Here is a 22,626-nt window from a genome sequence, read left to right as displayed (position 1 = left end):
CCGTCTCAGAACTCCACGCCCGGCTGGCCCTTGATGCCGGAGCGGAAGGGATGTTTGACGAGTTCCATCTCGGTCACCAGATCGGCGATCTCGATCAGTTCCTCCTTGGCGTTGCGCCCCGTCAGCACGACATGCGTCATCGCGGGTTTCTCGGTCTTCAGAAAGGCGACGACCTCGTTGATGTCGAGATAGTCGTAGCGCAGCGCGATGTTGATCTCGTCGAGCAGCACCATGGAATTGCTTTCATCGCGGATCAGCTCCTTGGCCTTTTCCCAGGCGGCCGAGGCGGCCGCGACATCGCGGGCGCGGTCCTGCGTTTCCCAGGTAAAACCCTCGCCCATCGTGTGGAACTGGCAGAGATCGGAGAAATGCTTCTCGATCAGGTCGCGTTCGCCGGTCCACATCGCACCCTTGATGAACTGCACGACGGCCGAGGGCTTACCGTGGGCGATGTGGCGGAAGATCATGCCAAAGGCGGCCGACGATTTTCCCTTGCCCTTGCCGGTATGGACGATGATCAGGCCCTTGCCGTCGGTCTTGGTCGCCATGATCTTGTCGCGCGCCGCCTTCTTCTTCGCCATCTTCTCGGCGTGGCGTGCATCGTCCTTGCCGGTCCCGGCTTCTGCGATCTCGCTGTCAGGGGTTTCGTCACTCATTGGTTCACCTCATTCTGTTGTCTGGCGGCCAGGTCGAACTGGGCCGAATTGCTGCGCGGCGTCCAAAGACTGCGGTCGACGGCTTCGCGCAGCCGCCCCCTCATCTCGTCGAATGCAGCCGGGTTCTTCTCGATCATGAAATCGCGCACGGCGGGATCGGCGACGAAGGCCTGGTAGACCGCCTCGAAATGATGAGCGCCGACCGCCCCCGTCGTCGCCGAAAAGGCGAAGAGATAATCGACGGTGGCGGCAATCTCGGCCGCCCCCTTATAGCCGTGGCGCATGACGCCTGCGATCCATTTCGGATTGACGACACGTCCGCGCACGACGCGGCCGATCTCCTCCTCGAGCGAACGGATCACCGGCTTTTCCGGCCTGGAATGGTCGTTATGATAGATCGAAGGACGCGCGCCGGCGAGCTGTTCGGCCGCCGCCGCCATGCCGCCCTCGAACTGGTAGTAATCGTCGCTGTCGAGCAGGTCGTGCTCGCGATTGTCCTGGTTCTGAATGACGGCCTGCACCGAGCGCAGCCGCTCCTCGAACAGGCCGCGTTCGGCCTTGCCTTCCTCGCCGGCGCCATAGGCATAGCTGCCCCAGACGAGATAGGCTTCGGCGAGATCGGCGCGCCGCTCCCAGCCCTTTTCATCGATCAGCGCCTGCAGGCCGGCGCCATAGGCACCCGGCTTCGAACCGAAGACCCGGTAGCCTGCCCGGCGTTTTGCCGAGACTTCGTCCAGACCGGCGGCGGCAAGCCTTGCCGCCTCGCCGCGCATGCGCGCTGCGATCGGATTGTCCGCCTGGTCCTCGTCGAGCGCGCCGACGGCGCGGATCGCCTTGTCGAACAGCGCGATCTGCTCGGGGAAGGCATCGCGGAAAAAGCCGGAGATGCGGAGCGTCACATCGACACGCGGCCGTCCGAGCATCGCCGGCGGGATGATCTCATAGCCGGTGACACGGCGCGAGCTCATGTCCCAGAGCGGCCTGACGCCGATCAGCGCCAAAGCCTGGGCGATGTCGTCACCGCCGGTGCGCATGTTCGACGTGCCCCAGGCCGTCAGCCCGAAGGAGACAGGCCATTCGCCGTGATCCTGCACATAGCGGCGCACCAGCAGTTCTGCGGACTTCTTACCGAGCTCGTAGGCCGCCGGCGTCGGCACGGCGCGACTGTCGACCGAATAGAAATTGCGGCCGGTCGGCAGCACGTCGGGCCGCCCGCGCGTCGGCGCGCCGGAAGGCCCGGGCGCGACGAACCGGCCGTCGAGCCCTTTAAGCAGCCCGTCGATCTCGGCGGGGCCGCAGGCAAGGATGGAGGGCTTGAGGCGGGTGTCGATTTCGGAGAGTACCGATCTGGTTTGAGACCAGAGGGACGGGCAGTCCATCTCGCCGGAGACGAATTTTGCGGCCAGCAGTTCGATGCGCTCGACGGTGTCTCCATTGGTCCGCCAGGCGGCGTCGAGAATATCGGCGACGATTGCGGGCGTCGGGCGGGTCCAGGCAGTGGCCATGTCGCAATCGAGAGGGTCGAAGATAGAGGCACCCCGCACGACGCCGCTCAATCCAGCATCCGCCGCGATCGCCCGCTGCAGGCTCGCATCCCCGCCCTCACCCAGCCCGCGCGGGACCCGCGCCAGCGCCACGGTCAGATCGGTCAAGAGCCGCCCCTCGGGCGACACGCCGAACACATGCAGCCCGTCGCGGATCTGCATTTCCTTGAGGTCGCAGAGATAGGCGTCGAGCTTCTTCAGCGCCTCACCCTCGCTTTCGCCCTTCGTTATGCCGGCGTCGCGGTCGAGGCCGATATCGGCGACGAGATCGAGAATCTGCCGGCTGAGCAGGCGGATGCGGCGGGGATCGCCGCCGGAGGCCTCATAATATTCGTCGACCAGCGCTTCCAGGTCTTTCAGCGGCCCGTAACTCTCGGCCCGCGTCAAAGGCGGCGTCAGATGATCGATGATGACGGCAGCGCTGCGGCGCTTGGCCTGCGTGCCCTCGCCGGGATCGTTGACGATGAAGGGATAGAGATGCGGCAGCGGCCCGAGGATCGCCTCGGGATAGCAGCTTTCCGACAGCGCCAGCGCCTTGCCCGGCAACCATTCGAGATTGCCATGTTTGCCCATGTGGATGACGGCATGGGCAGCGAATTCGCGGCGCAGGAAAGCGTAGAAGGCGAGGTAGCCGTGCGGCGGCACGAGATCCGGCGAATGATAGCTCTCCTTCGGATCGATATTGTAGCCGCGCGCCGGCTGGATCCCGACGAGCACACCGCCGAACCGGGCAAACGGCAGAGCGAAAGCGCCCCCGCGAAAATACGGATCGTCTTCGGGATCGCCCCAACGGGCTCTCACCTCATCCTGAATCTGATTGGGAAGAGATTCCAGGAAGCCGTTGTAGAGACTCAGGGAAAGCGTCTCTCGGATGATCTTACCGTCATGACCGGAATTGGTCGGTCCTTCCATCAGATGGCGGATCAGCGCATCGCCGTCGGCCGGAATGTCGGCGACCGGATAACCCGCCGCCCGCATAGCCTTCAGCACTTCGATGGTGCCGGCCGGCGTATCGAGGCCGACGCCGTTGCCGAGCCGACCGTCGCGATTCGGATAATTCGCCATAACGAGCGCGATGCGCCGGTCGCCGGCGCAAGCCCTCCGCAGCCGCGCCCAGTTGGCGGCAAGCTCCGCCGTATAGCGCACCCGGCCGGCATCCGGTTCGCTGGCGACGATATTCGTCTCGACAGCCGCATCGTAACGCGCCGCCGTCTTGAAGGAGACAGCCCGCGCCAGCACCCGGCCGTCCACCTCTGGGAGCGCCACATTCATGCCGAGATCGCGCGCCGACAGGCCTTGCGAGGAAGCCGCCCACGCCTCCCTCGAAGAAGCCGACAGGATAGCCTGCAGTACGATCGCCTCATTCGCCTCCAGCACCGTTGGCTGCCGATCCGCACCCGGTGCCGAGACGGCAAAGCCAGTCGTGTTGATGACGACATCGGGCTTCAGTGCCGAAAACACGCTTCCGAGAATGCCTGTCGAAACGGGATCCTTGAGGCTATAGGCAAAGACCGGCAACGGCCGGAGGCCAAGTGCGACCAGCGCCTCGACCAGTGCCTCGATCGGCCCGGTTTCGCCGCTTTGGACGAGGGCGCGGTAGAAGCTGATAGCGACGACGGGGGAAGGTGTGGGTTCGATTCCCATCTTCTCCGTCGAGTTTGAGGTACCCCCCTCTGTCCTGCCGGACAAAGAGGCAGCCACGCGCCAAGACTCCTCCGCAACAACCCGCCGCCACTCCTCAACCCCGATCAACCCTCGCCCCGGCCACCAGATGCCGGCCTTCATCAGTGGCACCGCCGGCGCCGGCTTCTCCATGCCTGCCAGCATCGCCCCGGCATAGTCGAGGAAGGCCCGCGCATTGGCATCGCCACCCTCGATCAGATAGGCCCACAGCGCATTGAGATCGTCGAGATCAACATTGGAGAAAGGGACGAGCCCGGCATCCGGCTTCGCGTCACCCGGCAGCACCGCGATCAATGCACCGGCGCGGGACGCTGCGGCATGCAGCGCTTCCAGCGCATAGTGAAAATAGCTGGCGCCGCCGAGCGCCCGCACGATAATCAGCTTGGCATGCCGCGCCGTGCGCTCGACATAGGTATCGACCGACATCGGATGCTTGAGGCTCATCAGGCTGGCGAGCCGCAACGAATGCTGCCCACCGCGATCGCGACGGGCGGCCGCGATCGCGGCAAGCTCGCTGTCGGCAGCCGACAGGAACAGGATTTCGCCCGGCGTCTGCCCGAGGTCAATCGCCTCCTCGCCGTCGCTGATCGTTCCCTGCTGGGCCAGAAGCAGATGCATTGGTTTATGCCAGCTCTTCGATTGCCGTCCTCACCGCGTCCTGATCCATCTCGTGCAGGCCGATGACGACGAGGCGCGTCGTGCGTTTTTCGCCTGGAGCCCAGGCGCGGTCGAAATAATGATCGATGCGGCTGCCGACAGCCTGGAGCTGCAGGCGCATCGGCTTGCCAGCGATATCGACGAAACCCTTGAGGCGCAGCACGTCATGGGTTGATATGATCGTCTTCAGCTTCTCGACGAAGCCGGCGGGATCGGCAACGGGTCCGAGATCGACGACGAAGCTGTCGAACTCGTCGTGGTCGTGCGGCGCGCCGTCTTCATGCTCCAGCTCATGATGCGACTTGCGATTGGCGACATCGTCCTCGGTGCCGATACCGAGGCCGAGCAGGATGCCGGCCGAGACTTCGCCGTTCTTCGCCTCGATGATCGCGGGCTTGCGCACCGTGCGGGAGGCAACCTCGTCGCGCACCCTGATAAGACCTGCCGCGTCGATCAGGTCGGTCTTGTTGAGCACGATGAGATCGGCGCAGGTGAGCTGATCCTCGAACAGCTCCTCGATCGGGCTTTCGTGATCGAGCGATTCATCCTCGGCGCGGCGCGCATCGACGGCATCATGGTCGTCGGCGAACCGGCCGGCGGCAACGGCGGCGCTATCGACCACCGTGATGACGCCGTCGACGGTCACTTGCGTGCGGATATCGGGCCAGTTGAAAGCGGCGACCAGCGGCTGCGGCAGGGCGAGGCCCGAGGTTTCGATGACGATGTGGTCGGGCCGCTGTTCGCGCTCGAGCAGCTTCGTCATCGTCGGAATGAAATCGTCGGCGACAGTGCAGCAGATGCAACCATTGGTGAGTTCGATGATGTCGTCCTCGGTGCAATTCTCCGCGCCGCAGCCCTTCAGCACGTCACCGTCGACACCGAGATCGCCGAATTCGTTGATGATGAGCGCGATCTTCTTGCCGCCGGCATTGGTGAGCAGGTTGCGGATCATCGTGGTCTTACCGGCGCCGAGGAAGCCGGTGATGACGGTTGCGGGAATTTTCTGCTGGTTCATGAACTTAACCCTTCATTTTCAGCGGCAGGCCTGCCGCGATGAAATAAACTTCGGCGGCCTTCGCCGCGATCGATTGGTGCAGCCGGCCGGCATGATCGCGGAAATCCCGCGCCATGCGATTGTCAGGCACGATGCCGAGGCCGACCTCGTTGGAAACGAAAACGAGCCGCGCCTTCGCGGCGGGCAGGAAATCGGCGAGCGCTGCAAATTCCGCCGGCATGTCGCGCTCCTCCATCATCAGATTGGTGACCCAGAGCGTCAGGCAGTCGATCAGCACGATGCGCCCTTCGCCGTCGATGGCGCCAAGCTTGCCGACGAGATCGAGCGGCTCCTCATGCGTCGTCCAGGACGGACCGCGGTCGGCCTTGTGCTGAGTGATACGCGCCTGCATCTCCTCGTCCCAGGCCCGGCCGGTGGCAAGGTAGTGGCGGTCGAGGCCGGTCGCGGTGACGAGAGCTTCGGCGAAGCGGGATTTGCCAGAGCGCGCGCCGCCGAGGATGAAGATGGTGGTCATGCTCAGACGCTCCTCAGGGAGGGTGCGTAGCCGTGGCTTGTTCCGAGTGCACCTTTTTCGACTGCTGGGGGGACCGAGTATTCGACATAAGCGGCCGAAAGCACTCCTCTTGCAGGGCTGCTTGGAGGCGTCGCGAGCGCCGCACCAGGCCGCGCTGAATTCAATCGTTCAGCCAAGACAACCTCCGTGCTGGCAACGGGCGTAGTGCCCAGGTGTGGGCTTCTGGCCCGGCACGTAATGGCAGGTCTCCTGGCTCGCGGTTATCGGCCGCGATCGGGGCAGACCGGAAACCGGTCGCCCTGATCGTGCCGGCGGATCATCCTCGCCTTCCCGGCTGCATTGGTGAAAAGGTGGACGATTCGTAGATTTAGAGGCGTCCGACCCCGGTTGATCACCATGCATCTCCAGTGGCTTTTCCGGCATATCGCCCATCCCGCCCGCTTGCATGATTGCAAGCCGCCGGCCGGAAAGGCTCGGTGCCGGATGGAAGACCCTGACCGCTCTACAGTCGCGGGGTCGGCTGTGATGAAGGCGCCCGGTTTGGGTCCGCCCCTTCACATTCCCTTTTCATCCGGAAGGGCGCAACACCGATCCGGAACCATCCGTTATGTCAGGATGGTCGGGCGACCATCCGTTGAGGGATGGTTAGGCAAGCCGGGGTGTGAAGTCAACCGGCCTTGACGGCCGGTCAGCTTCCGACCAGATGGCCCAACCCTATCAACACGACTTACTCTACCTAAAATATCGTCATTTATCATAGGCTTACGTCATAAATATTTGTCCCGGGCGCCGGCTTTTCGCCGCAATTGCGTCGCAAGCGGACTGCGCGACCATCTCCGCCCTTGACCGGGCCTCTCCCCGCCTAGTTGTCTAGCCATGCTTATGAAATTGGATCGGCGCCGTTTCCGGGCGCTGCGTGTTTTCTTCGATCCGGGCCGCCTGCGGGCGCTGACCCGCCGCAGCGAGGTCGGCCTGTCACTGGCGGGCGCCGTCGTCGGCATCATCTCGGGTCTCGCCGTCACCGGTATGAGCTACGTCTCGAGCGAGCTGCATCAGCTGGTCTTCGGCATCGCCGATAGCGAGCGGCTGAGCTCATCCGAGATCGAGAACAAGATGCTGCTGCTCACCGCGCCCGTCATCGGCGGCGCCCTGCTCGGCCTGTTGCTCCTGGTGCTGGCGAAACGGCGCAAGAAGCCGATGGTCGACCCGATCGAAGCCAATGCGCTGCATGGCGGCCGTCTATCCTTGACCGACAGCATCATCGTTGCCGTCCAGAACCTGATCTCCAACGGGTTCGGCGCCTCGGTCGGACTGGAGGCCGGCTATACCCAGCTTGCCGCCGGCCTTGCCTCGAAATTCGGCCTGAAGCTGCAGCTTCGCCGCTCCGACCTGCGCATCCTCGTCGGCTGCGGCGCGGCGGGCGCCATCGCCGCAGCCTTCAACGCGCCGCTGACCGGCGCCTTCTATGCCTTCGAGCTGATCATCGGCACCTATACAATCGTGTCGCTGACACCCGTCGTCGTCTCAGCTCTCATTTCCACCCTTGTCGCAAGGCTGCTTGCCGATGGTGATTTCACCATCGATATCGGCAGCTTCGGCTCGGTCGTGCCGGCCGACTATATCCCGGCGCTGCTGCTCGGCGCCTTCTGCGCCGGCATCGGTATCCTGATCATGCAGGGCGTCTCCTTCGTCGAGGAACTGGCGCGCAAGAGTTCGATCGCCCCACCCTTCCGCCCGGCGCTCGGTGGCGTCATCGTCGGGCTCTTGGCGATGATCTCGCCGCAGGTGCTCTCGGCCGGCCACGGCGCGCTGCATCTCAACCTCTCCCGCGAGGTGGCGATCCCGACACTGATCGGTCTCTTCCTGTTGAAATCCCTGGCCTCGGCGATCTCGATCGGCTCCGGCTTCAGGGGCGGCTTGTTCTTCGCCTCGTTGTTCATGGGCGCCCTGCTCGGCAAGCTCTTTGCCTATTGCGGACCCTATTTCGCCGATGCGACGCTGACCCCCGTCATCTATGCCGTGGTCGGCATGAGCTCGCTTGCCGTCGCCGTTATCGGCGGACCGCTGACCATGACGTTCCTGGCGCTCGAAATCACCGGCGATTTCCCGATCACCGCGCTGGTGCTCGCCGCCGTCATCACCTCGTCCCTCGTCGTACGCTCGACCTTCGGCTATTCCTTCGCCACATGGCGTTTCCACCTGCGCGGCGAAAGCATCCGCAGCGCCCACGATGTCGGCTGGATTCGCAACCTGACGGTGGACAAGCTGATGCGCGCCGACGTCAAGACGGCAAAAGCGAGCATCTCCCTGGAAGAATTCAAGCAAGCCTTCCCGATCGGCTCGGTCCAACGCGTCGTCCTCGTCGAGGAGAGCGACAAATATGCGGGCCTCGTGCTGGTGCCGGAGATTTACGCCAATCCGACCGACGCACAGGACGAGGGCAAGACGCTTGCCGATTTCATCCACTACCGCAACGATTTCCTGCAGCCGCAGATGAATGCCAGGCAGGCGGCGGCGATCTTCGACAAGAGCGAAAGCGAAGCTCTCGCCGTCGTCAACAACCTGATCGAACGCAAGGTGATCGGCCAGCTCAGCGAAAGCTATACGCTACGCCGCTACAGCGAGGAACTCGACCGCCGCCGCCGCGAGGTCTCAGGCGAGATTTAAGCGTCGTCGCGCCGACCGGATCGTCGTTTCAGGATACCATGTCGGCGAGCTTGAACACGTTTACCGCTTTCGAAACCCCGCGCAATTCGAAAGATCCCAGACAGTCGTTGGCGACGGCACAGGTGACGGCGAAGCTTTCCGACATCAGAAGGTGATGTCCGAGCGTGCCGCAGAGTTTTTCAAGCCGCGAAGCCTCGTTGACGGCGCTGCCGATAACCGTGAAATCAAGCCTGCCGCGTGCGCCGATATTTCCGTAGAAGACCTCGCCGAGATGCAGCACGACATCGACGCCGATGTCAGGACCTCCATCATTCCTCCGCTGACCATTCAGCACCTTGTTGGCTTCTAGAATATTCCTTGCGGAAGCCAGTGCGGCCATGCAGGCCTTTTGCGGGTCTTCAGCATCTGTCGGAAAGATCGCCAGCACGCTATCGCCCATGAACTTGAGGATCTCGCCCGAATTTTCCTCGACATGCCAGCCGATCAGCTCGAAATGTTCATTCAGAAACCCGGCGATTTCGCCCGGCTGATAGATCTCGGTCAGCGCCGTGAAGTTTCTCAGGTCCGCAAGCAGGATTGCAGCATTGATCGCCCCTCCCTTTCCCCTCTGAATATCGCCTGCAAGGATGCGTGCACTTGTCTTGGCGCCTGTATAGACGGCAAGGATATCCGATGCGGTTTTCGATGCCGCAATGCGATAACAAGCCAGCCCCAGCGCTGGGAAGAGCTTCGCGACGATCGCCAGTTGATCATCAGAAAATCCGCCCGGCCTATCGCTTGTGAGAGACAGACTGACGCCACGCAGCGCAGCCTCCTTCGGGAATTCCAGCAGGCTGACCAGGTGATCCGTGCCGCCGGCATGCGCGAATTCTGCAAGCTGCGGGTAGTCATCGACACCCTCACCCTTGGCGATGTTCCATCGACCTGATGTTTCGCCGCGGCCCAAAAGAAAATAGATCGGCGTCTTCTCGAAATTCAGCACTGCCGCACTGCCATATTCGGCATTCTCGATCGTGGTCGCACCGCCACGGACGAAATTGGCCGAGACGCCGCCATACATGGGATGAATAGACGGCATCGAGATGCTTCCCCGCCAGATCGGAAAGCCATCCGCGATCAGCCGATCGCACAATCCGGCTATCAGCTCGCCAATATGCTCAGCTGTGATTCCATGTTCTATAAGCCACTGAATATGATTGTTAATTTCCGAACCTCCAAATGACCGACGCAGATTATGGTCGGAAATCGGGCAAATGGACGGCGATGACCACCGGGGTTGCCACATCAACCAATAGTCGAGTCAGGCAGATATTTCTAGCCGTGGTCTCCGGCAACGACAATCAGTCATTCGCCTGCCGACGAGGAGCTGTGAGAGTGCCGCAGAAGTGAAAGATGGTGCCGCAGCGCCTACCGATATCTCACATCCTGACTGTCATGCCGCCGTCCACCGTCAGTACGTGGCCGTTGACGAAGGAAGCGGCGGCGCTTGCCAGAAAAAGCGCCGCGCCGGCGATCTCGTCCGGCCGTCCCCAGCGCTGAACCGGGATACGCTGGCGCACAAAGGGCATCAATTCCTCGTTCGCAGCCATTGCCGCGTTCGTCTCGGTGGCGAACCAGCCGGGCGCAATCGCGTTGCTGGTGATGCCGTGCGGGCCGAATTCGACCGCCATGCCGCGCATCAGACCGGTCAGGCCCTGCTTGGCCGCCGGATAGACGCAGTCGCCGGGCATGACGACATGGCCGCTGATTGAGGTCACCGCGATCAGCCGGCCGTGATTACGCCGTTTCATCAGCACGGCAGCATCCCGCGAAAGCGTCATCGCCGCCGCCAGATCGGTGCGCAGCAACTCCAAGATCGCATCATCGTCGAATTCGGCCAGCGGCCGTCGGTCGCGGGCGCCGACATTGTTGATCAAAATATCGAGACGGCCGTGGGTCTTGTCGATATCGGCCATCACAGCACGCTGAGCCTCGCGGTCGGCGACGTCGAATGCAGCGGCCTCCGCCGTGCCACCCGCAGCCCGGATGGTCCTGACCGCGCCTTCCAGCGTCGCCGCCGTGCGTCCGTTGACGATGACATGCGCGCCGGCATCGGCCAGGGCGCGCGCCATCTCGAAGCCCAGCCCACGACCGCCGCCGGTCACCAGCGCCACCTGACCTGCCAGTGAAAATCTATCCAATATGCTCATGGTTTTCGTCGTTCTCAAAGGGTCCGTCGCGACAATTAATGGACTCAGTCAACTAATTTGGCAAGAGCAGAACGGCGACACCGGATGGCAGTGTGACCGCCCCACCCGGGACACATCCTGGCCTAACCGAGCAGCCCGGCGAGCCAACGCGCATCGAGGTGACGTTCCAAATCCCCGGCGATCTCGTCGAGCGCCTGGTCGACGCTCTCGCGATAATTCTTCCGCTCACCCGAGAGCCCAAAGCTTTGAAGCAGCCGGGCGCGGTAGGCGTCGCTGCCGAAGAGGCCGTGCAGATAGGTGCCCATGATCCGGCCGTCGGCCGAAAGCGCCCCGTCGGGCGTGCCGTCGATAATCGCCGAAGGCCGATCACAATCCGGGCCGCGGGTGATGCCGAGATGGATCTGGTAGCCGGCCAGCGGCGCGTCGTATTCGGTCGAGCGGGCATGGCTGTTGCGCACAGTTTTCTCCGGCGCCATCTCGGTCTCGACGTCGAGAAGCCCAAGCCCCGACGTCTCGACCGTCCCGCCCTCGAGCCCAAGCGGATCGTGCACCGTCCGGCCGAGCATCTGGTAGCCGCCGCAAATGCCGATCACCCGGCCGCCGCGCCTGACATGCGCCTGGAGATCGCGGTCCCAGCCTTGAGCCCTGAAGTCGGCGAGATCCGATATGGTCGATTTCGAGCCGGGAAGGACGACCAGGCCTGCATCGGCAGGCAGCCGTTCGCCTGATCGCACGAAGACCAGTTCGACATCCGGCTCGGTTCTCAGCGGGTCGAGATCGTCGAAATTGGCGATGCGCGGCAACACCGGCACGGCGATCTTCAGCGCACCAGCCTCCCCCCGCGCCAGACGTTCGAGCACGACAGAATCCTCGGCAGGCAGGCGCGAAGCACCCGGCAGCCACGGCACCACGCCGAAACACAGCCAGCCGGTAAAGCCTTCGATGGCGCGGATGCCGTCGTCAAACAGTGAGACGTCGCCGCGGAACTTGTTGATGATATAGCCCGCAATCATCGCCCGGTCGCCATCGTCGAGGATCGCATGCGTACCGACCAGCGAGGCGATAACGCCGCCGCGGTCGATATCGCCGACGAGCACGACGGGCACGCCGGCCCGCGTCGCAAAGCCCATATTGGCGATATCGCCGGCCCTGAGATTGATCTCGGCCGGCGACCCCGCACCCTCGACGATAACGAGGTCGGCGCCCGCAGCCACTTTTTCGAAACTCTCGAGCACGGCGCCGAGCAGCTGCGGCTTCAGTCGCTGGTAATCGCGCCCCTTCGCCTGTCCGAACACCCTGCCCTGCACGATGATCTGGCTGCCGTTTTCCGATTGCGGCTTGAGCAGCACCGGGTTCATGTGCACCGAGGATGGCGTGCGCGCCGCCAGCGACTGCAGCCACTGCGCCCGGCCGATCTCGCCGCCGTCATCGGCGACCGCTGCATTGTTCGACATGTTCTGCGGCTTGAACGGCCGGACGGCCAGACCGCGATTGGCCGCCAGCCGGCAAAGGCCGGCGACCAGCACCGTCTTGCCGACATCCGAGCCGGTTCCCTGCAGCATGATCGCTCTTGCCATGGTGGCTCGCATCCGTCTTCTGTTCAGCGAGGCCTACAATGGACGGCAATCCCGGGTCAAGATTTGGCCCGGGCCAAGCTCCGCCCGCAAACGCGAAAACCGCGCATGGCCTTGGCTCTGCGCGGTTTGCCGAAAACTCAGGCGTCTTCACCCTTACACGGCGAAGCTCGCTTTCTCCGGTACGCACTACCTGAACCAGAGAAGTGGCGGTCATTGCCGCCACGACCCAACTGATAACGGCACATTCTTACCGGAGAGTTATTGAAGGCTTACGCAAATGTTAATTTTGATCTTTTTTGACATCCTCGTCGAAATTTCTGCCGGAGATCCGCCGCCGATCGCGAACAGCGTGCATTTCGCCCGAGGGCGCCATTTTCGGGATGATGTCATAAATTCTTCGAATTCAATCATTTAGTCACGCAACCATGAGCAGAAGACGGTTGATTTCTCCGAGCGAACGCGTAGGCTTCATCCAAATACGCCATTGTTGAACATGGCCTGCGACGAGCTGCCGGAGCCGCAAGGACGGACGGTGCCGATGAACCGGAAAAGCCTGCACGGCATCGCCCGGCAGACATTTTCGCTTCGGGTGCCGGAGAGATTTGTCGGTGGATTTCAGAGCCTGCTGCGCGTCCGCCTGAGAAGAATTCGGGGAATGACGATGAAGACGTTTCTGATTCCGGCCGTCTTTGCCGCGGCTCTTTCCACCGTTGCGCCGGCCGAAGCCGCCGAATGCGGCAGCGTTTCGATCGCCGAAATGAAATGGGCTTCGGCAGGCATTGCCGCAAGCTTCGACAAGATCATCCTGGAAAACGGATATGGCTGCTCCGTCACCATCGTCGACGGCGACACCCTGCCGACCTTCGCCTCGATGAATGAAAAAAGCACCCCCGACATTGCCTCGGAATACTGGATCAATTCGGTGAGGTCCCTGCTCGATCAGGCGGTCAACAGCGGCCGGTTGGTGCAGGGAGCCGAGATCCTGGCCGACGGTGCCGTCGAGGGCTGGTGGATCCCGAAATTCATCGCCGACGCCCACCCCGATATCCGCTCGGTCGAGGACGCGCTGAAACATCCCGAACTGTTTCCCGCCGAGGACGATCCGTCGAAGGGCGCAGTCTACAACTGCCCCGCCGACTGGAGTTGCCAGATATCCACCGCCAACCTGTTTAAGGCGCTTGCCGCCGATAAGAAGGGTTTCGAGCTCGTCGAAACCGGCAGCCCCGAGCGGCTCGACGCCTCGATTGCGCATGCCTTCGAAAACAAGGTCGGCTGGCTAGGCTATTACTGGGCGCCGACTGCCATCCTCGGCAAATACGACATGACGCGCCTGAGCTTCGGTGTCGGCCACAACAAAAACGAATGGGACCGCTGCACCGCCGTTGCCGGCTGCGCCAGACCTGAAGTCAATTCCTACCCGGTCTCACGCGCCTTCACGCTGATGACCAGGTCCTTCGCCAGCCGGGCGGGGCCTGTCGCGACCTATCTCAAGACCCGCAAATGGGACAATGAGACGATCAATCAGGTGCTTGCCTGGCAGGACGAAAACCGCGAAAGCAACGAGGATGCCGCGATCTATTTCCTTCGCAATTACGAGGGTCTGTGGACGAAATGGGTGCCGGCCGATGTAGCCGAGAAGGTCAAGGCAAGTTTATAACGGTAAGAACACCATTACCACGGGCGATTCGATGATTCCCTTTCCCGACCGCGATACCGTTGCGGAAAAGCTCGCCGCCCTGTCGGAGGCCGACAAGTCATACCTGGCGCTGCTCATGGAAAACGCTGCCCAGGACGACAATCTGCTCGACGGGCTGCGCCGCCATCTCGATCTTGCCGCCGGATCGCGTTTCCTGAACTCTTTGAAACTCGAAAGTCTTGGGATGTGGCTCGGGACTCAGGCGCCCGGCCGGTTGCAGATCCGGCTGACGGAAACCGCCCGCTCCAGCCAGCATCCCGCCTACCAGGCGTTCCGGACCGGCCTTAGCCGATCCGGCGGGCTGGAAAAGGTTTATCCCCCGGTCAACACTTGATTCCCCGGTCAGCACCTGATCTGGCGATCCCAGCAGCAATCTGAATGGTCGTTACTTCTTCGCGGCGCGGTCGACCGAGCGGCCGGCATCCTGGGTGGCGTTCACGGTGTTTGCCGTATCTTTCCCTATGCCGCGGATCGTGTTGCCGCAGGAGGAAAGGGCAAGAAGAACCATAAAAGCTGCGGCAATTTTGGCCGTTGTCGTCATCTCGGATATCCTTGTTTGAAATCAACCCCGAACGGCGACAAAATGCCGTCCGCGCCAATAACGCACGACAAACCAAAAGGTTCACTGGCTCAAAGGCCCTCAGGCGGCGACTGCCTTTGCTCGTTCGGCAAAGGCGCTGCGAATGCTGTCGGCCACCGTCTCGATCGGCCCCGACGTCTGTGAGGCGGTCAGCAGGCGGATATCGAAGGCGCCCAGTTCCGGCAGACCTTCATTCGGGCCGAGAAGCGCCATGTCCTCGTTGACATAGGAAAGCGGCAGCGGCGCGATGGCAAGATCGGAGAGCACGGCGGCGCGCTGCGCCATCGTGTGGCCGCTGAGATAGGCGACGCGATAGGGCCGCTTGTTGCGTTCGAGCTGGGTCAGTGCCTCCTGGCGCCAGATGCAACCGTCCTCCCAGATCGAGATCGGCAGGGGATCGCGGCGATGGGCCGAACCACACCTGGCGCCGGCCCAGACCAGCCTCTCGCGGTAGACCACCTCGCCACCGGTCGGGAACGGCCGCGTCGCACAGTTGATCAACGCCAGGTCGAGCCGTTGCTCCTCCATGCGCTTCTTCAGCCCGATGCTCATGTCGATCGTCACGTCGACCATGATGCCGGGATAGCTCTCGGCGAAACTCTTCAGGATGCTCGGCAGCAGCCGTTCGCCGATATCTTCCGGCGCGCCGAGCCGCACGACGCCGCTGAGCTCCGGCATGATGAAGCGCGACACCGCCTCGTTCGACAGCGCCAGGATGTTGCGGGCGTAGGACAGCAACATCTCGCCGTGGCGCGTCAGCGATACCGAGCGGGCGTCGCGCAAAAATAGCGTCGCACCAAGCTGTTCCTCGAGCTTCTTGATTTGCATCGACACTGCCGATGGCGTGCGGAAGACCGCTTCCGCGGCGGTCGAAAAATTGCCTGTCTCGGCGATGGCCACGAAGGTCCGCAGCACATCGTTGTCAAGCAGCGGAATGGGACGGCGAAAGGGAATGCTCATCGTCACATCTTTCAATTTTTCTGATTTATAACCGCATATCATTTTGTTTGATTGAAAGTCAATCGACCGGATATCTTCAGTGTCGGCAGCAATGATGCCAGCAAAGGAGGCCGGACATGACGCAAGCAAGCACCTGGAATATCGTACAGGCCCTTTCCGCATTCAAGTCGCAGAGGCGCAGGGATGCGAACCATGAATATGCGATCCGGCAGTTAAAGCGTTTTCCGTCGCATCTGCTGGCGGATTGCCAGCGCGAAATGGAATTGAGCACCCTTGCCTCGGCCACCGAAGTGGATGATCGACGATCGAACGGCGGTCACATGCCGCCCAGCAGCTTGAAGGCGATCACCCACATCGTGAAAGCGACGAGCGTTTCCAGCATCCGCCAGGACGAGGGCTTCGAGAAGATCGGCCGCAACCATGTTGCGCCATATCCGAGCGAAAAGAAGAACAGGAAGGAACCCGTCACCGCGCCGGCAGCAAACGAAGTCTGCTGCCCCGGGTAACGTGTCGATATCGTGCCGAGCAGCACGACCGTATCGAGATAGACATGCGGATTGAGCCAGGTGAGCGCGAGGCAGGTCGCAAGCGTCTGCCCAAAACTCGATGTTTTGGCCTCCCCGGTCGTCAAAGCCGCGGACGACCGCAAGGCCGAATAGAGGCTTCTCGCCCCGTACCAAAACAGAAATGCGGCTCCGCCATAGCGCATGACGGGATCGAGCCAGGGCATGAACCTGGCGATTTGCTGCAGGCTGGTCACCCCAAGCACGATCAGCGCCGCATCGGAGACAGCGCATGCGAGGCAGACGGCGAAGACATGTTCGTTGCGCAAGCCCTGGCGGAGGATGAAAGCGTTCTGCGCGCCGATGGCGACAATCAGGCTGAGACCCATCATCAGGCCGGTTACATAGATCGAAAAATTCATCGCTTCGGCCAACGCCCGTTAATTCGGTAGGGTTGCGCTACCGCGATTACGAGAGTTAGGCTAATTAATCCAACTAACTCCGATTAAGTGAAACTAATCCATGCTCGATTATCCCGCGCTGCGCGCCGTCGCAACCATTGTCCAGACAGGCAGCTTCGAAAGAGCGGCGGCCGTCCTGAACGTGACGCCTTCGGCCATTTCGCAGCGCGTGAAGCAGCTGGAAGAGCGTCTCGGCGTCGTCCTCATCGTCAGAGGCACACCGTGCACGGCAACGGAAAAGGGAGAATGGCTCTGTCGCCATATGGAGAATGTCGGCATGCTCGAAGCCGAACTCTTCGGGCAGCTGCCGGCTCTCGTCGATCCCGACGAGCCCAGCCAAAGGGTCACGCTTCAAATCGCCACAAATGCTGACAGCCTCGGGACATGGTTCGTCGAGGCCATGTCGAATTTCGCCAAAAGCTCTTCCTATCTGCTGAACATCGCCGTTGACGATCAGGATCATACCGCCGAATGGCTGCAGCGCGGGCGGGTGATCGCCGCCGTCACCAGCCTGGAAAAGCCGGTTCGCGGATGCCGGCGTTTTGCCCTTGGGTTTCTGCGCTACCACGCCACGGCAACCCCCGAATTCGTCGCGCGCCACTTTCCGCAGGGCGTGACATCGGAGGCGATACGCAACGCTCCGGCGCTGACCTTCAATCAGAAGGACAGGCTCCAAAGCAGCTGGATCAGGCGAACGTTCGGACGCGATCTCGACTATCCCACCCACTGGCTGCCGTCGCCGCAGAGCTTCGTCGAGGCGAGTCTTTCGGGCATGTGCTGGGGAATGAACCCGACCCAACTGACCCACGAGCATCTCGCATCCGGACGGCTGGTCGAACTGGTGCCCGACACGCCGCTCGATGTCCCGCTCTACTGGCAGATAAACCGCCTCGCCGCCGACCGCTTGGCGGATCTGACGCGTGAAGTCGTCACGGTGGCCAAGCGCCGTCTTTGATGCATCACTTAAAGATACAGCAGGACCGAGTGCGCTTTGTCAGACGTAAGCCGTGCGGCTGCCGAACTCGCTGGTCTCGTCAAAATTCTTCGTGCCGATGCGCGCGCTTTCGCCGGAGAATTCTCCAGAAGCTTCATCGGCGGGCTTCGATGCGGCAGACGACTGAGATTGGCTGCTTTCGCTCGCTTCGAGCTCGGCGATCTTGGCTTCCAGCGTATCGATGGATTTTTGGATGGTGGCCTTCTCTTGCTCGTCCTGCGTCTGCTCCAGGTCTGCCTTCTTTTCGGCAAGCTGGGCCTCGAGAGTGGCAAGCTGATCCGACGAACTCGAAGACGAGGTTGAAGCGACGGAACTCAAAATTGTGGATGCGGAACTGGAAATTGCGCTGACCATGAGCATGACTTTCGATGATGGAATGTCACCGTTCTAGCCAGGGAGGGTAAAGGTTCGATAAATAAAGTACCGAATAGTACCGAAATAAATATCGCGCTCTTATGCGATGGCGATGATCTCCAATTCCTGGCCGCCCGCCTCCGCCGCATCGCCGACAGCCTTGCCCATCAAAAGCCGCGCCACCGGCGAGACGTAGGAAATCGATCCGGCCTTGGGATCGGCTTCATCCTCCCCGACGATCCGATAGGTCTGCACGCGCCCGTCATCACGGCGGAAAGTCACCGTGGTGCCGAAGGCGACGGCGTCGATTGACGTAGGGTAAGGCATGATCTGGGCGGTGCGAAGTCTTGCCGCTAAGTAGCGAAGATCACGCAAGGGATTGGCCGTCTGCCGCCGCCGCTCGTTCACGTCTTCGATCGTGCTCGCAGCATCATAAGCTTCGCGGGCCTGCTGGAATTGCAGTTCCAAAGCCTTCAGCCCCGCCTCCGTGACAAGGTTGGGGTGCGGCGAAATCGGACGGTCGGGCAGCAGGGTTTCCGAAGCGGTTTCGAAACTCTCTTCCTTGGTGAAGGCGACGGCCAATCTCGAACTCCGTTTTAGGCGCAGTGCGCGCGCTTTATCGCTGGCGGGGCGAATGCCCCATCTGTTTGTCGGCACCCTACATACACCGACTGCAGACGAACCGCCAATCTTGGCTCATCAGCCGCCACTAGCTTGGGAGCCTTGGGAACGTCCTGCCCCGCATGGCGTTTAGACCGGTGCACGGCTGAGGAAGGGCAAAAGCCCCGCGAGCAGCCAGAGCGCCACGACAAAGTCTGGACCAACACATGCCTGCGTTCCTGACGGATGCGATGCCGCTGACGCCGAACTGGTGGGATATCGGCACGCGTATCGCGCTGACGGTGGTTGCCGGCGGCCTGATCGGCCTCGACCGAGAGCGCGGCGGTCACGCGGCGGGCTTCAGGACCACGATCCTGGTGGCGCTTGCCGCCTGCCTGGCGATGGTCCAGGCAAACCTTCTTCTCTCGGTATACGGAAAAACGCCTGGCTCCTTCACCCAGATGGACGTGCTGCGCTTTCCCCTCGGCGTGCTGACGGGCGTGGGCTTTATCGGCGGCGGAGCGATCCTCAGGCGCGGCGATATGATGACCGGCGTCACCACGGCGGCGACCTTGTGGTTCATGACGGTGGTCGGCCTCTGTTTCGGCGGCGGCCAGATCCTGACCGGGATGGTGGCGACCGCGCTCGCCTTCATCGTCCTGTCGCCATTGAAGCGTCTGGATACGTGGCTGCGCTGCGAACGCAAGGCAACGCTTCTCATCCGCAGCGCCGATGCCGATATCCCCGAACTGTCGGAAGCGCTGAAACCTCTCGCATGCCGTGCTCTGTTCGTTTCCTTTGCACGGACCACCGATGGACGCGCCGGCGTGACATTCGAACTAAGATGGATGGCAAAAGACCATGACACATCTGCCCGCGAGATCGTGAATGCCCTGTCAAAGGCGCACGACGTCGCGGATTTCTCGATGCAGTCGACGACGAACTAAACCTCGCATTCCCTCATTTGGAGACGTGCTCGGGCTTGCCCTTCCTCTTGGTTGAGGCGAACTCCTCCAGCTGTTTTTCGCTCATGGATTCGACCATCTGTTTCGAGGCGCCTTTGAGTTCGCTCTTCGGCGTCTCGCCACGCTTGGCCGAGAGTGCGGCGCCTGCCGCCTTCTGCTGGGCCTTCGATTTGGCTGGCATATCGATCTCCTATTGCTCAAACGAGCGACCGCCGGTTCAAAGCTTCCGGAGTTCGTCAGGCTTGTGTGCGGCGCGTTTTCCCGACTTGTCGCTCTCGACGATATATTGCGGTTCGGCCTTCGATGCCTTCACCCTGTGGCCTTTGATCGTCGTCGGACCGCTCTGCTTTTTGACCACCCTGCCCTCGGTCTTTCCCTGGCTGGTATTCCAGCTTACCTCGTCGCCCTTCTTCAATTGCTTCGGCATGGCGGCTCCTGTTTCAAAGAGGCTGCGGCCCGCAAGCCGCAGCCGATGGGCTCTCAGTTGATGGTGGCCCATTGCATCCGGACATCCCTGGCGTTCTTCGACAGATGGACGTGTGCATCGATGTGGTCGACCCAATCGATCGGGATCAGGTGGTGCTTGCCGTCTTCCGAATCGAGCTTCGTCAGCTTGATGCGTGTCGGGCCGTCGAGGTGATCAACTGTGCCGACATGGGTGCCGTCGGCAGCCCGCACTTCCATATGCTCACGGATCTGATCTGCGGAAATCATCGTTTCCTCCTTTGCATCATTGTCAGCTACGAACTGGCAACGAGGTGGAGCAAACTTGGTTCCGAGGCATCCGGTCGCGCACCGAATTATGCTCGTCGGGCCCGATGTTGACGAACCCACATTAAAGAGAATCGACGACCCCGTTGATTTTTCACTGGTCACCGGCCTCTAAAGAGAATCTTTCCTTGCTAGGCTACGGACGATCTCCCAGCCCGACCGCTCGGAAAGGAGTCACAAGAAGCTTCCATGGTCTACGTCCATGCTCCTCTCGCTGGCTCACAAAGTCAGAAACGGCATGCGTCTGCGAGCTGTCGCTGAATAGGTAAGGAACGAAATAAAGAGGTATCCCCCACATCTGGCCATACGTCGGTGCCTTCCCCGCTCTAGAGAGCGGCGGTCATTCACCTGGGCCGGCACGTGCCGCCTCACCTGAGGATGGCACGAGGTCTGATCCGAAATGCCTTTCCAGTTCAGCGCGGCGCCAGACGGCAGTCCCATTGTTGGTGAGAGTGAAGGGCGCAATGCCGGCGTCGGTGAGAGAGCGTAACATTTCAGGCGTCATTCGCTTTCGCTTCTCGGGTAGATATCGCGCGGTCCACAGATTGCTGAGCTCGAAATCCTTTTGGAATGCGGCGATAGATTGAGGCGTGAACGGTGGCAGCAGAAGGCCGGCCTTTGCAACAGTAGAGAAGCCAGCAACTTGGAGCCGCGTTCGGTAGCCCGCCTCCACTATGGAAAGCGGTATTCTGCGGAGGATTTCCGGACCCTCGATGACCGCATTCCGGCCCGGCCCGCCCGTCCCATGAGATTGTGGAAGTCGCGGACGAGCATGCGGTCGCGACCCTGATATATGCCCGTGATGATCAGGTACTTGATAGGAAAATTCACGCCCTGCGCCAAGGTCGAGGTACAAACGACGAAGCGCGCGAGGCCCTCCTTCATGGCGTGCTCGATCGACAGTCCGATTCCATGCTGGACATTTGCATGGTGAGCTAGAACGCCCACCGCCGCGGCCCTTGTGGCAGGCGTCGCGGAGCCAAGCTGATGCTCGAAAAGACGCGCGATCTTGCCGATCTCCGCCTGGTCTGAAACCTCGACGGGCAATGGGACCGCCAGACCTCGCTCCACGATCTCGACCAGTCTCTTGCAAAGATCGCGGCGGTATCCTTCTTTCCGCAGAACACGGCGACACTGCCGTTCGGCACCACGAACAGCCCGAGGTAGAGCCCGATGTCCGTTCCTGTATTTTCGGGAAAGATCCTCGGGGTCCGCTCGCGTGGCCGTAGATTCAGATTGGTTCTCTCGATGACCCTCGGGACCCAGAACTCCGTGTCGTCGGGGTCGTTAGCTTAATCTGCTCAGCGAACTCCGGAGATCTGCGCAACAGACAGAGAAGCCTCTCGGGCGTTATGACGAGGACGGACTTCTTTCCGATGAATTCGGCTAGGACAAGATCGCTCTGAAACGAATCCGTCGCCTCGCTCACCGAGACGTTTCGGCCGGAAAACGCGACGGTCAAATCGGATGGGATATCATGGCACAGGGACCGGAACGGGGCGACGACAACGGCGAGGTCCGTGCGCTGCGCGAGAAAGGCGCTGCGTATGATCAGCTCGGTCGCTCGCGTCTTTCCAGCGCTGGTGGGCATCTGAATGACTGCGCTGCATCCGTGCAGCAGCCCAACCTGGCCTATGCGCTGCTGTGCCGGCCATAGCTCCTTCGGAAACCGCACTCGCGACAATGCCGGACGCCATGCATCGATCGGCAACTGCGAGGCGACCGGTAAAATCGTCCTCGATGCATTCGCGATCTTCAACCTACACAAGGCGGCCGTAATATCCGCGTGCAAGAGCTCCCAAGGGGTGCCGCCAGCGTAGGCGCTTCGACGGAGTCGGTCGCATGCCAATAGGACATCTTCGGGGCCGCCCGTGCCGGCCGATTCGGCGTGCGTGGTCTCGTCCTTTCCGATTTGTGGATATCGCGGCCGAACTTCTTCCAGCGACGGTTCGATCGAAGAAAGCTGGGGGCGCCATTGTTCTTTAGGGAAGGCTCATATTTGCCATTTCAATCGAACGTGGAAGCCACCAGTGCCTTGTTAACGGCGTTGATCAGCAAGGCACCTGGAAACGGCTTATGCAGATAGGCGATGCATCCCGCTTGCACCGCGTCTACTTCCACTGCACCCTCTTCGAGAGCCGTGATTGTTGGTTTCCACGCAGAACTGAGCCGGTTAGGCGCATAATTTCCATTGAGAATTGAGCCATGTGACCTTCCCTCCAACGCGGTGAGCGGCGGGG

At 61.7% G+C, this 22,626-nt stretch carries 23 protein-coding genes and 1 riboswitch; of the genes, 6 read left to right on the top strand and 17 right to left on the bottom strand.

Annotated elements, in window-relative coordinates:
* Positions 1-5: 5 nt before the first annotated feature.
* The 4 genes from cobO to cobU are packed head-to-tail and all read right to left on the bottom strand — an operon-like array spanning position 6 to position 6,069.
* Entirely contained in the window at positions 6-656 is a 651-nt protein-coding gene (gene cobO / locus FHT79_RS10085) for a cob(I)yrinic acid a,c-diamide adenosyltransferase (RefSeq protein WP_097594277.1), read from the bottom strand.
* Positions 653-4,501 (bottom strand): cobaltochelatase subunit CobN, encoded by a 3,849-nt coding sequence (cobN, locus tag FHT79_RS10080; protein ID WP_183903334.1) that lies wholly within the window; start codon positions 4,499-4,501, stop codon positions 653-655. The genes cobO and cobN overlap by 4 nt, the downstream gene beginning before the upstream one ends.
* A 4-nt stretch (positions 4,502-4,505) precedes the next feature.
* Complete coding sequence (gene cobW, locus FHT79_RS10075; RefSeq protein ID WP_097542355.1) at positions 4,506-5,555, bottom strand: cobalamin biosynthesis protein CobW; 1,050 nt, start codon at positions 5,553-5,555, stop codon at positions 4,506-4,508.
* Between the two features lie 4 nt (positions 5,556-5,559).
* Positions 5,560-6,069 (bottom strand): bifunctional adenosylcobinamide kinase/adenosylcobinamide-phosphate guanylyltransferase, encoded by a 510-nt coding sequence (cobU, locus tag FHT79_RS10070; RefSeq protein WP_097594275.1) that lies wholly within the window; start codon positions 6,067-6,069, stop codon positions 5,560-5,562.
* Positions 6,070-6,290: 221 nt separating this feature from the next.
* Positions 6,291-6,687: riboswitch (cobalamin riboswitch) on the bottom strand.
* A gap of 258 nt (positions 6,688-6,945) precedes the next feature.
* Here cobU and FHT79_RS10065 point away from each other — a divergent pair.
* On the top strand, positions 6,946-8,736 hold the full coding sequence (locus FHT79_RS10065) for a chloride channel protein (RefSeq protein ID WP_028756557.1): 1,791 nt from the start codon (positions 6,946-6,948) through the stop codon (positions 8,734-8,736).
* Between the two features lie 28 nt (positions 8,737-8,764).
* On the opposite strand, the gene FHT79_RS10060 is transcribed toward FHT79_RS10065, so the two are convergent.
* From FHT79_RS10060 to FHT79_RS10050, 3 genes are all read right to left on the bottom strand, one after another.
* Positions 8,765-10,021: an adenylate/guanylate cyclase domain-containing protein gene (locus FHT79_RS10060; RefSeq protein ID WP_047610291.1), complete on the bottom strand. Its 1,257-nt coding sequence runs from the start codon at positions 10,019-10,021 to the stop codon at positions 8,765-8,767.
* A gap of 133 nt (positions 10,022-10,154) precedes the next feature.
* Positions 10,155-10,925: an SDR family oxidoreductase gene (locus FHT79_RS10055; protein ID WP_047610293.1), complete on the bottom strand. Its 771-nt coding sequence runs from the start codon at positions 10,923-10,925 to the stop codon at positions 10,155-10,157.
* A gap of 122 nt (positions 10,926-11,047) precedes the next feature.
* Positions 11,048-12,502 carry a cobyric acid synthase gene (locus tag FHT79_RS10050; protein WP_097594420.1) on the bottom strand — a complete coding sequence of 485 codons (1,455 nt, stop codon included), beginning with the start codon at positions 12,500-12,502 and terminating at the stop codon, positions 11,048-11,050.
* A gap of 655 nt (positions 12,503-13,157) precedes the next feature.
* On the opposite strand from FHT79_RS10050, the gene FHT79_RS10045 reads away from it, so the two are divergent.
* Both FHT79_RS10045 and FHT79_RS10040 read left to right on the top strand, forming a co-directional pair.
* Entirely contained in the window at positions 13,158-14,159 is a 1,002-nt protein-coding gene (locus FHT79_RS10045) for a glycine betaine ABC transporter substrate-binding protein (protein ID WP_179869499.1), read from the top strand.
* A gap of 31 nt (positions 14,160-14,190) precedes the next feature.
* Positions 14,191-14,532, top strand: coding sequence for a hypothetical protein (locus FHT79_RS10040; RefSeq protein WP_063475079.1), 342 nt, complete (start codon positions 14,191-14,193; stop codon positions 14,530-14,532).
* A gap of 51 nt (positions 14,533-14,583) precedes the next feature.
* Here the strand turns inward: FHT79_RS10040 and FHT79_RS10035 are convergent, their stop codons facing one another.
* From FHT79_RS10035 to FHT79_RS10025, 3 genes are all read right to left on the bottom strand, one after another.
* Complete coding sequence (locus FHT79_RS10035; protein WP_003560194.1) at positions 14,584-14,739, bottom strand: hypothetical protein; 156 nt, start codon at positions 14,737-14,739, stop codon at positions 14,584-14,586.
* 99 nt (positions 14,740-14,838) lie between these two features.
* Positions 14,839-15,780, bottom strand: coding sequence for a LysR family transcriptional regulator (locus tag FHT79_RS10030; protein WP_183903333.1), 942 nt, complete (start codon positions 15,778-15,780; stop codon positions 14,839-14,841).
* A 274-nt stretch (positions 15,781-16,054) separates the two neighbouring features.
* The gene (locus FHT79_RS10025; RefSeq protein WP_183903332.1) at positions 16,055-16,663 is read right to left on the bottom strand and encodes a LysE/ArgO family amino acid transporter; all 609 of its coding nucleotides are present in this window, start codon (positions 16,661-16,663) and stop codon (positions 16,055-16,057) included.
* Between the two features lie 100 nt (positions 16,664-16,763).
* On the opposite strand from FHT79_RS10025, the gene FHT79_RS10020 reads away from it, so the two are divergent.
* Positions 16,764-17,657: a LysR family transcriptional regulator ArgP gene (locus FHT79_RS10020; RefSeq protein WP_183903331.1), complete on the top strand. Its 894-nt coding sequence runs from the start codon at positions 16,764-16,766 to the stop codon at positions 17,655-17,657.
* A gap of 39 nt (positions 17,658-17,696) precedes the next feature.
* Here FHT79_RS10020 and FHT79_RS10015 read toward each other — a convergent pair whose 3' ends face one another.
* Together FHT79_RS10015 and greA are read right to left on the bottom strand one after the other, a co-directional pair.
* A complete protein-coding gene (locus FHT79_RS10015) occupies positions 17,697-18,056 on the bottom strand; it encodes a hypothetical protein (RefSeq protein WP_183903330.1) in 360 nt (119 codons plus the stop codon).
* 93 nt (positions 18,057-18,149) lie between these two features.
* Entirely contained in the window at positions 18,150-18,632 is a 483-nt protein-coding gene (gene greA / locus FHT79_RS10010; RefSeq protein WP_097594270.1) for a transcription elongation factor GreA, read from the bottom strand.
* Positions 18,633-18,877: 245 nt separating this feature from the next.
* On the opposite strand from greA, the gene FHT79_RS10005 reads away from it, so the two are divergent.
* Positions 18,878-19,597: an MgtC/SapB family protein gene (locus FHT79_RS10005; protein ID WP_097594269.1), complete on the top strand. Its 720-nt coding sequence runs from the start codon at positions 18,878-18,880 to the stop codon at positions 19,595-19,597.
* 13 nt (positions 19,598-19,610) lie between these two features.
* Here the strand turns inward: FHT79_RS10005 and FHT79_RS10000 are convergent, their stop codons facing one another.
* The 4 genes from FHT79_RS10000 to FHT79_RS09985 form a co-directional block, all read right to left on the bottom strand.
* A complete protein-coding gene (locus FHT79_RS10000; RefSeq protein ID WP_028756545.1) occupies positions 19,611-19,796 on the bottom strand; it encodes a DUF3008 family protein in 186 nt (61 codons plus the stop codon).
* A gap of 36 nt (positions 19,797-19,832) precedes the next feature.
* Positions 19,833-20,042, bottom strand: a complete 210-nt coding sequence (locus FHT79_RS09995) for a DUF2945 domain-containing protein (protein ID WP_097594268.1) — start codon at positions 20,040-20,042, stop codon at positions 19,833-19,835.
* A 53-nt stretch (positions 20,043-20,095) separates the two neighbouring features.
* Positions 20,096-20,329 (bottom strand): DUF2171 domain-containing protein, encoded by a 234-nt coding sequence (locus FHT79_RS09990; protein ID WP_097594267.1) that lies wholly within the window; start codon positions 20,327-20,329, stop codon positions 20,096-20,098.
* Positions 20,330-21,058: 729 nt separating this feature from the next.
* Positions 21,059-21,433 carry a helicase-related protein gene (locus FHT79_RS09985; protein WP_183903329.1) on the bottom strand — a complete coding sequence of 125 codons (375 nt, stop codon included), beginning with the start codon at positions 21,431-21,433 and terminating at the stop codon, positions 21,059-21,061.
* Positions 21,434-21,863: 430 nt separating this feature from the next.
* On the opposite strand from FHT79_RS09985, the gene FHT79_RS32080 reads away from it, so the two are divergent.
* On the top strand, positions 21,864-22,043 hold the full coding sequence (locus tag FHT79_RS32080) for a hypothetical protein (RefSeq protein WP_246713967.1): 180 nt from the start codon (positions 21,864-21,866) through the stop codon (positions 22,041-22,043).
* 350 nt (positions 22,044-22,393) lie between these two features.
* On the opposite strand, the gene FHT79_RS31930 is transcribed toward FHT79_RS32080, so the two are convergent.
* Positions 22,394-22,626 (bottom strand): response regulator (locus FHT79_RS31930; protein WP_210304750.1); only part of this gene is annotated, 233 nt, incomplete at its 5' end.

The sequence above is a fragment of the Rhizobium sp. BK212 genome (assembly GCF_014197475.1).
Lineage (GTDB): Bacteria > Pseudomonadota > Alphaproteobacteria > Rhizobiales > Rhizobiaceae > Rhizobium > Rhizobium anhuiense.
This window is presented reverse-complemented; position numbering and strand designations above follow the sequence as displayed.

Bases quoted from the DNA above. Each gene is read 5' to 3' on its own strand.
- cobO (WP_097594277.1), bottom strand. From the start codon at position 656: ATGAGTGACGAAACCCCTGACAGCGAGATCGCAGAAGCCGGGACCGGC.
- cobN (WP_183903334.1), bottom strand. From the start codon at position 4,501: ATGCATCTGCTTCTGGCCCAGCAGGGAACGATCAGCGACGGCGAGGAG.
- cobW (WP_097542355.1), bottom strand. From the start codon at position 5,555: ATGAACCAGCAGAAAATTCCCGCAACCGTCATCACCGGCTTCCTCGGC.
- cobU (WP_097594275.1), bottom strand. From the start codon at position 6,069: ATGACCACCATCTTCATCCTCGGCGGCGCGCGCTCTGGCAAATCCCGC.
- FHT79_RS10065 (WP_028756557.1), top strand. From the start codon at position 6,946: ATGCTTATGAAATTGGATCGGCGCCGTTTCCGGGCGCTGCGTGTTTTC.
- FHT79_RS10060 (WP_047610291.1), bottom strand. From the start codon at position 10,021: ATGTGGCAACCCCGGTGGTCATCGCCGTCCATTTGCCCGATTTCCGAC.
- FHT79_RS10055 (WP_047610293.1), bottom strand. From the start codon at position 10,925: ATGAGCATATTGGATAGATTTTCACTGGCAGGTCAGGTGGCGCTGGTG.
- FHT79_RS10050 (WP_097594420.1), bottom strand. From the start codon at position 12,502: ATGGCAAGAGCGATCATGCTGCAGGGAACCGGCTCGGATGTCGGCAAG.
- FHT79_RS10045 (WP_179869499.1), top strand. From the start codon at position 13,158: ATGACGATGAAGACGTTTCTGATTCCGGCCGTCTTTGCCGCGGCTCTT.
- FHT79_RS10040 (WP_063475079.1), top strand. From the start codon at position 14,191: ATGATTCCCTTTCCCGACCGCGATACCGTTGCGGAAAAGCTCGCCGCC.
- FHT79_RS10035 (WP_003560194.1), bottom strand. From the start codon at position 14,739: ATGACGACAACGGCCAAAATTGCCGCAGCTTTTATGGTTCTTCTTGCC.
- FHT79_RS10030 (WP_183903333.1), bottom strand. From the start codon at position 15,780: ATGATATGCGGTTATAAATCAGAAAAATTGAAAGATGTGACGATGAGC.
- FHT79_RS10025 (WP_183903332.1), bottom strand. From the start codon at position 16,663: ATGAATTTTTCGATCTATGTAACCGGCCTGATGATGGGTCTCAGCCTG.
- FHT79_RS10020 (WP_183903331.1), top strand. From the start codon at position 16,764: ATGCTCGATTATCCCGCGCTGCGCGCCGTCGCAACCATTGTCCAGACA.
- FHT79_RS10015 (WP_183903330.1), bottom strand. From the start codon at position 18,056: ATGCTCATGGTCAGCGCAATTTCCAGTTCCGCATCCACAATTTTGAGT.
- FHT79_RS10005 (WP_097594269.1), top strand. From the start codon at position 18,878: ATGCCTGCGTTCCTGACGGATGCGATGCCGCTGACGCCGAACTGGTGG.
- FHT79_RS10000 (WP_028756545.1), bottom strand. From the start codon at position 19,796: ATGCCAGCCAAATCGAAGGCCCAGCAGAAGGCGGCAGGCGCCGCACTC.
- FHT79_RS09995 (WP_097594268.1), bottom strand. From the start codon at position 20,042: ATGCCGAAGCAATTGAAGAAGGGCGACGAGGTAAGCTGGAATACCAGC.
- FHT79_RS09990 (WP_097594267.1), bottom strand. From the start codon at position 20,329: ATGATTTCCGCAGATCAGATCCGTGAGCATATGGAAGTGCGGGCTGCC.
- FHT79_RS32080 (WP_246713967.1), top strand. From the start codon at position 21,864: ATGGCACAGGGACCGGAACGGGGCGACGACAACGGCGAGGTCCGTGCG.